This is a genomic window from Dyella japonica DSM 16301 (assembly GCF_001010355.1).
Classification (GTDB): Bacteria; Pseudomonadota; Gammaproteobacteria; order Xanthomonadales; family Rhodanobacteraceae; genus Dyella; species Dyella japonica.
On the sequence record NZ_JPLA01000038.1, the window covers coordinates 1 to 11,758 of the forward strand.

8 protein-coding genes are annotated in these 11,758 nt (G+C 65.0%); 4 read left to right on the top strand and 4 right to left on the bottom strand.

Translation table 11 applies throughout. The annotated features are described in order from the left end of the window. Positions 1-233 precede the first annotated feature (233 nt). From Y882_RS13380 to Y882_RS13395, 4 genes are read right to left on the bottom strand one after another with little or no spacing between them, the layout of a single operon-like run. Positions 234-1,445, bottom strand: coding sequence for an AGE family epimerase/isomerase (locus tag Y882_RS13380; RefSeq protein ID WP_046972437.1), 1,212 nt, complete (start codon positions 1,443-1,445; stop codon positions 234-236). After that, positions 1,442-2,425: a carbohydrate kinase family protein gene (locus Y882_RS13385; RefSeq protein WP_211259180.1), complete on the bottom strand. Its 984-nt coding sequence runs from the start codon at positions 2,423-2,425 to the stop codon at positions 1,442-1,444. The genes Y882_RS13380 and Y882_RS13385 overlap by 4 nt, the downstream gene beginning before the upstream one ends. A gap of 4 nt (positions 2,426-2,429) precedes the next feature. Further along, complete coding sequence (locus Y882_RS13390; protein ID WP_046972439.1) at positions 2,430-4,127, bottom strand: sugar MFS transporter; 1,698 nt, start codon at positions 4,125-4,127, stop codon at positions 2,430-2,432. A gap of 14 nt (positions 4,128-4,141) precedes the next feature. Continuing rightward, entirely contained in the window at positions 4,142-5,191 is a 1,050-nt protein-coding gene (locus Y882_RS13395) for a LacI family DNA-binding transcriptional regulator (RefSeq protein ID WP_046972444.1), read from the bottom strand. Positions 5,192-5,348: 157 nt separating this feature from the next. Between Y882_RS13395 and Y882_RS13400 the strand changes: the two genes are divergently transcribed. The 4 genes from Y882_RS13400 (at position 5,349) to Y882_RS13415 (ending at position 11,697) form a co-directional block, all read left to right on the top strand. Next, complete coding sequence (locus Y882_RS13400; protein ID WP_046972440.1) at positions 5,349-7,718, top strand: GH92 family glycosyl hydrolase; 2,370 nt, start codon at positions 5,349-5,351, stop codon at positions 7,716-7,718. 120 nt (positions 7,719-7,838) lie between these two features. Continuing rightward, positions 7,839-9,635 carry a sensor histidine kinase gene (locus tag Y882_RS13405; RefSeq protein WP_046972441.1) on the top strand — a complete coding sequence of 599 codons (1,797 nt, stop codon included), beginning with the start codon at positions 7,839-7,841 and terminating at the stop codon, positions 9,633-9,635. Next, positions 9,632-10,075 (top strand): response regulator, encoded by a 444-nt coding sequence (locus Y882_RS13410; protein ID WP_046972442.1) that lies wholly within the window; start codon positions 9,632-9,634, stop codon positions 10,073-10,075. Before Y882_RS13405 ends, Y882_RS13410 begins: the two co-directional genes overlap by 4 nt. Positions 10,076-10,113: 38 nt before the next feature. Beyond that, a complete protein-coding gene (locus tag Y882_RS13415) occupies positions 10,114-11,697 on the top strand; it encodes a hybrid sensor histidine kinase/response regulator (RefSeq protein WP_046972443.1) in 1,584 nt (527 codons plus the stop codon). Positions 11,698-11,758: the final 61 nt, after the last annotated feature.

Here is an 11,758-nt window from a genome sequence, read left to right on the forward strand (position 1 = left end):
AAGCCCGCGGCAGGCGAGCCGGGTCGCGATGACGCGACAATCGAAGACCAACGCTAGTGGATGACCAGCCGTTCGGCTGTTGTAAAGCGCTTCCGGCCGGCACCGGGATGACGAGCAAAAGAAGACTGCGTCACTTCCAAACGGCGAGGCAAGGTTGGCCCCTCACCCCAACCCTCTCCCCAAAGGGGAGAGGGAGCAAAGAGCCAGGTGGCCAGCGCGAGGACCAACCCTCCCTACGGAACCCCACCCTCGCGCACCAACGCCATCACCTCATAACACGCACCCATGGTGTGATAGTCGGTCTTGCCGGCAGGACTCTTCTCGTCATCGATCTTGTGATTGTCGCGAGTGAGGATGCGAAACCACGCCCCATACGTGTGGTCGACAAAATACTTCCACGAATACGCCCACAGCTTCTCGTACCACGCGTCGTATTCGGCCAGCCCCGTGCGCGCATGCAGCAGCGCGGCGGCGGCGAGCGATTCTGCCTGCACCCAGAAATACTTGTCGTCGTCGCAGACCTTGCCGTCGGGTGCAAAGCCATAGGCCATGCCGCCGAACTCGTTGTCCCACGAGCGTGCGAGTGCGGTATCGAACAGATGCTTGGCGGTGGGCACCAGCCAGTCCTTTTCGATGCCGCGTTCGAGCAGCAGCGGTTCCATGATCAGCAGCAGCTTGGCCCACTCGGTCTGATGGCCGGGCTGGAAACCCCACGGGCGGAACAGGTGCTTGGGATCGTCGAGGTGGTATTTCCAGTCGACATTCCAGTTGACGTCGTAGTGTTCCCACACCAGGCCATCGGCCTTGGCCGCCTGGCGGCGTGTCATATGGTCGGCCAGCTCCAGCGCGCGTTCCAGATAGCGCGGCTCGTCGCTGGCCTGATACGCCGCGAGCATCGCCTCGCACATGTGCATATTGGCGTTCTGGCCGCGGTAATCGCTGAAGTGCCAGTGTTCGTCGGCTTCATCGCGATAGAGGCCCGCATCGGCATCCCAGTAGCGCTGTTCAAGCAGCTCCCAGGTTTCGTCCATCCATGCTTCGGCCTCGTGCACGCCGGCTTTCTTGGCGGTCGAGTAGGCGAGCAGCACGAAGGCCACACCGTAGGCGTGATAGGTGGTGTCTTCCGGCTTGCCGTCGCGGATGGTCCACGCATAGCCGCCGGTGGCGGGGTTGCGGTGCACCTCGCGCAGGTAACGCAGGCCGTGATGCACGGCGTCGAGATACTCGGGGTTGCCGAACTCGTTGTACGCCATCGCGTAGTTGAAGACGAAGCGCGTGCTGCTAACCAGGTGACGATGGCTGCGGTCGTAGATCGTGCCGTCGTCCCTGTAGTAGTGGAAAAAGCCACCGGCAGGATCGATCGCATGAGGGTGATAGAACGCCATCGTGGCGGCGATGTGTTCGCGCAGGAACGCCTCGTTGCGAAAATCAGGCGTCAGGGTCATGCGTACGTCTCCATGAAGTTGAGCACTTCGGCTTCATCGGGGATGGCCGAGAACGAACCCTGGCGCGTCACGGTGAGTGCGCCACAGGCCGCTGCGAAGCGCAGGGCTGCATGCAGGCGGGGCAGTTCGGTGATCAGATGATCGATGCGGTCGTCGCTGTGTTCGAGCTTGGCCAGCTGATAGAGCAGGCCGCCGACGAAGGCGTCGCCCGCGGCGGTGGTGTCCACCGCAGGCACGGCATACACCGGCAACTCGCCTTCCACGTCGGGATGGAACCAGCGCAGCGCCTTCGGACCATCGGTGATGATGACCAGACGCGTACGCCCTTCCCACAGTTTTTCCAGCGTGGCTTCTTCGCCGTCGACGGCGAGCCAGGCGAATTCCTCGGCGCTCAGCTTCACTACGTCGGCCAGATGCAGCGCCGGCCACAACAGCGGACGCGGCTCCACGTCGCGCGGCCACAATGCCGGACGCAGGTTGAGGTCGAAGCTCACCAGTGCGCCGGCCTCGTGCGCGCGGCGCATGCCTTCGCGGGTGGTTTCGGCGAGCGCCGCATCAGTCATGCTGTTGGAGCAGACATGGAACACGGCGGTGCCCCGAAAGCATTCCGCATGGAAATGCACGGGACGGAACAACAGGTCGGCCGACGGCGGGCGATAGAAGCTGAAGCTGCGCTCGCCGTGGGCATCCAGCGACACGAAGGCAAGCGCGGTGTTCGCTTCGTCCGTGCGCGCAACGCCATCGGTGTTCACGCCGAAGCGCTGCAGGCTGGCCAGCAGGAAATCGCCGAACATGTCCTCGCCGAGCATGCCGGCAAACGCCGCATCACCGCCCAGACGGGCGACGGCGACGGCGACGTTGGCGGGTGCGCCGCCGGCATAGGGCACGAAACTGCGGGGGAAGCCGGCTTCATCGCCGCCTTCACTGTGGAAATCGATCAGCGCTTCGCCGAAACAGAGGATGGTGCGTGACATCGACAAAGACTCAATGTTGGGGAACAACGGGATCGCGAACCAGCGAGCCGCGCAGACCGTAGAACACGATGTAGCCGTAGCACAGCAACGGCAGGATGAAGGCGTGCTGGATGCCCATATGGTCGGCCAGCGCGCCCTGCGCCAGCGGCAGCAGCGCGCCGCCGACGATGGCCATGATCAGCAGGCTGGACGCCTTGCCGGTGAGCGGACCCATGCGTTCGATGCCGAGCGCAAAAATGGTCGGGAACATGATGGAGTTGAACAGGCCGATCGCGATCACGCTGACCATCGCCACGTCGCCATGGGTGAGCATGGTGGTGAGCACCAGCAGGCCCGCGACACCGGCAAACACCGCCAGCAGCTTGCGCGGATTGATCATCACCAGCAGGGCCGAACCGGCCAGGCGTCCGACCATCGCGCCGCCCCAGTACAGCGACACGTAGTGCGCGGCCTGCAGCTCGCTCATGTGGCCGATCTCAGGCAGCGACAGGTAGTTGACCAGGAAGCTGCCGATGGACACTTCCGCGCCCACGTAGAAGAAGATCGCCAGCACGCCGAAGAACACATGGCTGTGGCGCAGCGCGTCCATCAGCGTGTGATGTGTGCTGTCAGCCGCTTCGGTCGACTCGGTCAGCGGCGGCAGCCGGAACAGCCACACGCCCACGGCCAGGATCAGCAAGGCGCAGCCAAGGCCCAGATACGGCTTCTGCACCAGCTCGGCCTGCTTCTGGCGATAGCTGGACAGCTGCTGCGCCGTTTCCGGCGTCAGGCTCGCGCGTACCTTGGCGAACTGCGCATCGCCGCTGGCATCCAGATGCGACGAAGCGAGCTTGTCCAGCGCCTGGGCAAGATTGGCGGACGGCAACGCAGCGAGCTGCTGCGGCGACAGCGCGGAAAGCGTGGCCAGCAGCGGTGCGCCGGCGAGGCGGTCCAGTGCGTGCGGCAGCTGATCCTGCGGGAGCTGCGCGATGGCCGCGGCCACATCGCTGGCGGGCAGGCGATCGAGCGCCGTCGCGGCGGCATCGTTGAGCGCGGCAACCAGACGTTCCGGCGGTGCCTGGCGAAGCGCATCAACGGCCTGCGCAGGCGGCGCATCGTTGAGCGTCTGCACCAGCTGCACGGTTTCCGGCGCCTTGCGCACGGCGTCGGGCACGGTGAACGCCACGGCGGAAAGAATCAGCAGACCGCCAAACCAGGGGCCCAGCGTAGTGCCCAGCGAATTCATCGCCTGCGCCAGCGTGAGGCGGCTGGAACTGGTGCGTTCCGGACCCAGCAGCGCTACGTACGCATTTGCTGCAACCTGCAGCACGGTGATGCCAGTGGCCAGCACGAACAGCGCTGCGAGAAATGCCGCATACGAATGCAGCAGCGCCGCCGGCCAGAAACCGAACGCGCCCACGGCAGCAATCGTCAGGCCCGCCACAATGCCTTTCTTGTAACCAAGCGCCGCGACCAACCGCCCCGCCGGCAACGACATCAAGAAGTACGCGCCGAAAAAGGTGAACTGCACCAGCATCGCCTGTGCGTAGTTCAACTCGAACACGGTCTTGAGATGCGGGATCAGGATGTCGTTGAGGACGGTCAGGAAACCCCACATGAAGAAAATCGTGGTGGTGACCGCCATCGCCATCGGATAGTCGGTGTAGCGCGTCGAACCGGTGGTCGACGACGACGTCGCCGACTGGATAGGTGGTGCTGCGAAGGCCATGCGGAATCCGTGGGTCAGGAAAGAGGACAGCTGCTTTCGCGCACGACCAGTTCCACCGGCGCGATGATGGTGCCCGAAGGCGCCTGCGGATCGCGCAGGCGAGCGAGTAGCATGTCGGCCGCCTGCCGTCCGCGTGCGCGCGGTGCGGTGGTCAACGTGGTGAGCGAGGGCATGCTCATCGACGCTTCGGCGATGTCGTCGAAGCCGGTCACCGCGAAATCGCGCCCCGCCTGTCGACCATGCTGGTGCAGGCCAAGCATCAGGCCCAGCGCCACGGCGTCGTTGTAGCAAACCGCGGCCGTGGGTGCGGCGCCCGAGCCTTCGAACAAGGCACCGGCAGCGCGCGCGGCGTCCATGCGCGTGGGGGTGCTCTGCACGCGCCAGTGCGATTCGATCGCAAGGCCGGCCGCATTCATGGCCTGTGTGTAGCCCGCATGGCGTTCGCGGGTGGAGCTGGCATGGTCATGCCCGCCGAAGAAGGCGATATGGCGATGCCCCTGGGAAATCAGATGTTCGGTGGCCTGGCGGGCGCCGCGCTCGTTGTCGAGCATCAGACGATCCCAGTGCGCGTATTCGGGGAGCTCGCCGCCCAGCTCGCGGTTGAACAGCACCACCGGGGTGTGTGTGCCAACGGCGGCCAGCACCTTGCGCGCTTCGCTGTCCTCGGCGGGCGACAGGATGATGCCGCCCGGTCCATGTTCGATCAGCGAACCGAGCACGGCATGCTCGCGCTCGGCCGAATCACCCGAGCTGCCGAGCAGGGTGACGAAGCCGGCCGTGCCCAGCGCATCGTCCACGCCGGCGGCAAACTCGGCGAAGAACGGGTTCGCCAGTTCATTGATGACCAGGGCCACGCTCGACGACGTACGCCGGCGTAGGTTGGCCGCAGCCCGGTTGTAGACGTATCCCTGGCGCCGCAGTTCTTCCTCGACCCGTGCCCGGGTAACCTTGTTCACGAGGGGACTGCCACGCAGCACCAGGGAAACCGTGGCGCGGGACACACCGCAGCCGGCTGCGATGTCGTTGAGTGTGATCTTTCTACCGACCGGGGTCTGGCTTTCCATCGCAGGCCTGGGTTGATTGGAACGATCCAAAGGTACCTGCCTCCGCGCACGAACGAAACCGATTTCGATGGCGCGACGCAGCATGCAACGATGCCTGCAGAGATGTTAGCGTCAGGCGAAATTAGAACGATTCAAATCCACTCTTTCGGGGAATTCTATGCGTAATTCGCGTTTCCGTGCATGGCTGCCCACTTTGCTGGCCGCGGCGGTCTCGATTTCCCTCGCTGCGCCGGCCTGCGTGCGGGCTGCCGAGGGGCATTCGGCCGATGTGGACCCCCGCATCGGCACCGGCGGCGACGGGCATACCTTCCCTGGCGCCACGGTGCCGTTCGGCATGATCCAGCTGTCCCCGGACTCGGCCATGCCCGATTTCAAGCACGCCTATAAGTGGGCGGCCGGCTACCAGTACGGCGACAGCAGCCTGCTGGGCTTCTCCCATACCCATTTTTCCGGCTCGGGCCATTCGGACCTGGGCGACGTGCTGGTGATGCCGATTGCCGGCGACGTGCGCCTGGAGCAGGGCGACCCGGCCAAGCCGGGCAGCGGCTACCGCTCCCGCTTCAGCCATGACAGCGAAGTGGTGCAGGCAGGTTATTACGCCGTGACGCTCAGCGATTACGGCGTGCGCGCCGAGCTGACCGCTGGCCGCCGCATCGGCTGGCACCGCTATACCTTCCCTGCCGGCAAGCCCGCGCACCTGTTGCTGGATCTGCGTCCTAGCATCTACGACTACGCCGGCAAGGTGCTGTGGGCCAGCCTGCGCGTGCACGACGACGGCACGGTCACCGGCTGCCGCACCACGCGCGGCTGGGCGCCAGGTCGCGAACTCTGTTTCGCTATGCGTTTCTCGCAGCCGATGCAGGCGCGCACGCTGTACAACCGCGAGACCGACCTGACCTACAAGGGCTTCAAAGGTCCGGGTGAACAGCCGGAAGACCACGACGCGCAAAGTGGCCGCGCCCTCGTTGGCGTGTTCGACTTCGGTGCGCTCAAGCAGCCGCTGGGCGTGAAGGTGGCCATCTCGCCGGTGAGCGAAGCCAATGCCATCGCAAACCTGGATGCCGAAGGCCAGGGCTGGGATTTCGATGCGCGCCGCGCCGAAGCCCGCAGCCAGTGGGACAAGGCGCTCGCCTCCATCGACGTGGAAGGCAGCAAGGATCAGCGCGTCGGTTTCTACACCTCGCTGTATCACGCGCTGCTGTCGCCCACCCTCAGCATGGACGTGAATGGCCAGTTCCGCGGCGCGGACAACGCCGTGCACGAGGCCGTCGACAAGAACGGCAAGTTCGAATTCCACTCCACCTGGTCGCTGTGGGACGTCTACCGCGCCCAGCAGCCGCTGGTGGCGCTGCTGATGCCCGAACGCAGCACCGACTTCATCCGCTCGCTGATCGCCTCGCGCGAAACCAGCCCGTTCGGCATCCTGCCGGTGTGGGCGTACCAGGGCCTGGAGACGTGGTGCATGATCGGCTACCACGCCGTGCCGGTGATCGCCGACGCCTATGTGAAGGGCGTGCGCGGCTTTGATGCCGATGCGGCGCTGAAGGCGATGGTGGCCAGCGCCACCTATGCGCCCTACGGCGACCTGGGCGACTACATGAAGCTCGGTTACGTACCCATCGACAAGGAGCCGGAGGCGGCTTCCAAGACGCTGGAATACGCCTATGACGACTGGTCGCTGGCGCAGATGGCCAAGGCGATGGGGCGCAAGGAGATTGCCGCCACCTTCGACAAGCGCGCCGGCAACTGGCGCAATGCCTACGATCCCAAGACCGGCTTCATGCGCGCCCGCAAGACCGATGGCAGCTTCCGCGAACCGTTCAGCCCGGACGCGGCCGGCTATGGCAGCGACTACACCGAAGGCAATGCCTGGCAGTATTCCTGGTATGTGCCGCAGGACGTGGCCGCGCTGATCAAGGCGATGGGTGGCGACCAGAACTTCGTCACCAAGCTCGACAGCGTGTTCGAGGCCAAGGTCGACAAGTCGCACTTCGCCAACGTCGAGGACATCACCGGCCTGATCGGCTGGTATGCGCACGGCAACGAGCCCAGCCATCACCTGGCCTATCTCTACGACTACGCCGGCGCGCCGTGGCAGACGCAGAAGCGCCTCAAGCAGATCATGGACAGCCAGTACGCCACCCGCCCCGATGGCCTGGCCGGCAATGACGATCTGGGCCAGATGTCGGCCTGGTACATCTTCACGGCGCTGGGCTTTTACCCAGTGACGCCGGCCAGTGACGAGTACGCCATTGGCCGCCCGTTCGTGAGCAGCGCCACCCTGCACCTGTCCAATGGCAAGACCTTCAAGGTCACCGCCGAGCCGCTGGACGACGCCCATCCCTACGTCGGTGCAGTCACCCTCAACGGCAAAGCGCTGGACCGGGTGTTCCTGCGCCATGCCGAAATCGTGTCCGGCGGCGAGCTGCACTTCACCATGCAGGCCGAGCCGAACCGGGCCTGGGGGCAGGCTGTGAGCGCCCGTCCGGCCTCGATGAGCGTGTCCGTGAGCAAAGCCCCCAGGTAACTCCGACTAAAGTGTCGTCAAAACGCCACTTTAAGAGGTGGCGTTCTCTGGGGTGATTCTGCAACCATGCCTGACATGTTGCGCTCATCCTGGAAATTGGCGTCGACGCTGCGGCCGGCCATGAAGGACCGCGTCGCCCTGCGCTGGCGCCTGGGCGGCCTGCTGGCGGCCGTGCTGGTGATCGTGGCCTTGCCGTATGTGGTCACGCGCAGCGGCGCCAGCGAGGCCATCCTCGCCAATGAGCGGGTCACCCACTCCAGCGAGGTGAAGTCGCTCACCTATCGCATCGCCTATGTCACGCGGGACAGCGAGGCGGCCATCTACCGCCTGATCCACGGCGACGCCGACACGACCGTGCGCATGCGCGCCGAACGGGCCGCCCACGAAACCCCGGGCCTGCTGCAACAGCTGCGCGACATGACGCGCGACAGCCCGGACCAGCAGGCCCTGATCGGCTCGCTCAGTTCCACCGTGAGCGGTCGCCTCGCCTTGAGCGGGCAGGCCATCATGCGGCACGACCACGGCGATGAAGCCGGCGCCTCCGATGCGATGCGCGACTCCGGCACGCTGTTCAAGATGGACGACCTGATCGACGGCATCGTGCGCAACGAGAACACCACGTTGCTCAGTCGCCGCGATGCGGCCAGCCGCGAATCGTTCAACAGCGCCCTGGCCCTGACCATCACCGCGATCGCCCAGGTGTTGCTGCTGACCATCGTGGTGATCGTGTCCGAACGCCAGATCAGCCGTCGCCTGCGCGCGGAAGTGCGCGAAGGCCAGGCGGTGCAGCGTTCGCAACTCATTGTGCAGGCCGTGCGCGAACCGATCGCCTTGCTCGACGCCAGCCTCGGCACCTTGCTGGTGAATGCCGCTTTTGGCGAGCTCTACGGCCTGCCGCCCGATTTCCGACAATCGCTGCCGCTGACCGACATCGGCGATGGCGCCTGGACCGACGGCGCGCTGCTGCAACGTCTCAACGACGTGCTGCTGTTGGACCGCGAATTGTGGGACTACGAGCTGATCCAGCGCACGGTGGACGGCGTCGATCGCCACGTGGTGATCAATGCCCGTCGTCTCGAACAGGACAACGGCGGCGATCCGGTGCTGCTGCTTACCTTGAGCGATGTCACCGCGCGCGCCCTGGTCGAGCAGCAGGTGAAGGAACTCAACCGCCAGCTCGAAGGCAAGATCGAGCAGGTGTCCGATGTGAATCGCGAGCTGGAAGCCTTCAGCTATTCGGTGTCGCACGACCTGCGCGCGCCGTTGCGTCACATCAGCGGCTTCGCCGGCAAGCTGCAGCAGCATCTGGGCGACGCGGCGGACGAACGCTCGCGCCACTACATCGAAGTGATCAACGACGCCGCCAAGCGCATGGCGCTGCTGATCGAAGACCTGCTGGTGTTCTCACGCCTGGGCCGCGGCGCCCTGCGCCTGCAGCCGGTGGACATGCAGTCGCTGGCCGACGAGGCGCGCGCACTGGCCGAGACGGATGCGCACGGCCGCCATATCGTGTGGTCAATCGCGCCGCTGCCGATCGTCATCGGCGACGAGAACATGTTGCGCACGGTGTGGCAGAACCTGCTGGGCAATGCGGTGAAGTACACCGGCAAATGCGAGGTGGCGCGCATCGACGTGGACGTGCAGCGCCATCGGGACGGCAGCTACGAATTCGTGGTGAGCGACAACGGCGCCGGTTTCGACATGCAATACGCGGGTAAACTGTTCGGCGTGTTCCAGCGCCTGCATCGGGCCTCGGAATTCCCGGGCAACGGCATCGGCCTGGCCAATGTGCGTCGCATCGTCACGCGACACGGCGGACGCGTCTGGGCCGATGCCCAGCCAGGGCAGGGCGCGCGTTTCCACTTCACACTGCCGTCTTCGGACCTCGCAGAAAGCTTCGCGCAGAGGCGCCAATGAACCACGACCTCCGTACCATCCTGCTCGTCGAGGACAGTCTCGCCGACGCTGAAATGGCTTTGGACGCGCTTGCCGGTGCCCATCTGGCCAATCCCGTGGTGCACGTCGAAGACGGCGTGGACTGCCTGGACTACCTTTATTGCCGCGGCGAATGGGCCGGGCGCGAGCCGACCGATCCGGCCGTGGTGCTGCTGGACATCAAGATGCCGCGCATGAGTGGGCTGGAAGTGCTCACGCAGTTGCGCGCCGACGATCGATTCCGCCGCGTGCCGGTGGTGATTCTGTCATCGTCGCGGGAGGAGAGTGATCTGGCGCGCAGCTGGGACATCGGCGCGAACGCCTACGTGATCAAGCCGGTGGATGTGGACCAGTTTTTTGAAGCGGTGCGAACCGTGGGGCAGTTCTGGGCAGTGCTCAATCAGGCACCTGACCATATCTGAATGGGACGAATGTTAGGGGTGGATCCACGACAGGGTGGCTGACAGTGGATAGGCAGCAATGGGCGTTACCCCGAATCCGTGTACTGCAGATCGAGGATAGCCAGCTCGATGCAGAGCTCGTGTTGTCCGAGCTGGACGCCGATCACATCGAATACGACGTGACCCTGGTGGACGCCGAGCGCGAGTACCTCTCGGCGCTGGAGGATTTCCAGCCGGATATCGTGTTGTCCGACTTGAGCATGCCGGGCTTCTCCGGGCAGCGCGCGCTGGACATTCTGCGCGAACGCGACCAGGACCTGCCCTTCATCTTCGTCTCCGCCACGCTGGGTGAAGAAGCGGCGATTGAGGCGCTGCGCAATGGCGCAACCGATTACATCCTCAAACAGAATCCTGCGCGACTGGCCTCGGCTGTACGTCGCGCCATGCGCGAGGCCGAAGCGCAGCGTGCGCGTCGACGCGCGGAAACCGAGCTGATCCGCGCGCAGCGCTTCGAGAGCCTGGCGATGCTGGCGGGCGGCCTGAGCCACGACCTGCGCAATCTGCTGCAACCCTTGTTGCTCGCCGGCGACAGCCTGCAGGACTACCAGGACGATCCGCGGCTTGCTCGCCTCGGACGCCTGGTGCGCGACTGCGGCAAGCGCGGCCTGGACATGGTGCATTCCATGTTGTCCTTTGCGCGCGGTGCACGCCGCGCCGAGCAGGTGCGCGTGGGCGCGCTGCTCGAAGCGCTTGGCCTGCTGCTGCAAGGCAGTGTGCCGCGCAATGTGGCGCTGGAACTGGATGCCTACGATCCCGACCTGAGCTTCGACGGCAATCACACCGAGTTGCAGCAGTGCCTGCTCAACCTCAGCCTCAATGCGCTGCAAGCCATGCCTGAAGGCGGCAAACTGCGCATCAGTGCAACGCTGGCCAGCCTGCCGGAAAACTTCTTCCTGCCCGGCGAGGAAAGCCGCGAAGGCAACTACGTCTGCCTTAGCGTGATCGATACCGGCACCGGCATGGACGAAGCGGCGATGCTGCATCTGTTCGAGCCGTTCTACACCACCAAGGAAAGCGGCACCGGCCTGGGGCTGGTGTCGTGCAAGCGCATCATCACCGCGCATGGTGGCGTGATGCGGGTGGAGAGCGTGCTGGGCGAAGGCACCAGCTTCCATATGCATATTCCGCTGATGCAGCAGCCGGCCGATGTGGTGGGCGAGGAAGAAACCGCGAACCTGCAAGGCGAAGCCGAGCGCGTGCTGGTGGTGGTGGAAGAAGCCGGCCAGCTGTCCCTGCTGGTGGACACGCTCGATTCGTGGGGCTATCAGGCGCACGCCAGCCAGAGCGGCACGGCCGCCTTGCAATGGCTGGAGGCGCAAGGCGTTCCCGATCTCGTCGTGCTCGACGCCGATATGAATCTGTTCACGGGCGTGCGCACGCTGGCGGCCTTGTTCGACCATGGTTATCGCGGTGCGGTGCTTTTGCTGGCGCGCCCGGATGCGCCACCGGATATGGATGAGTTGCCGGTGATGGAGCATCTGTATCTGGTGGACAAGCCGGTTTCAACGTTGCGGTTGTTGAAGACGGTTAGGGATGCGTTGGAGGAGAGTACCGGGGGGGATGGGCCGCAGGGGCCGGTGTGAAGTTTTTGCTCCCTCTCCCCTGCGGGGAGAGGGTTGGGGGGAGGGGCCAACCTAGCCTCGT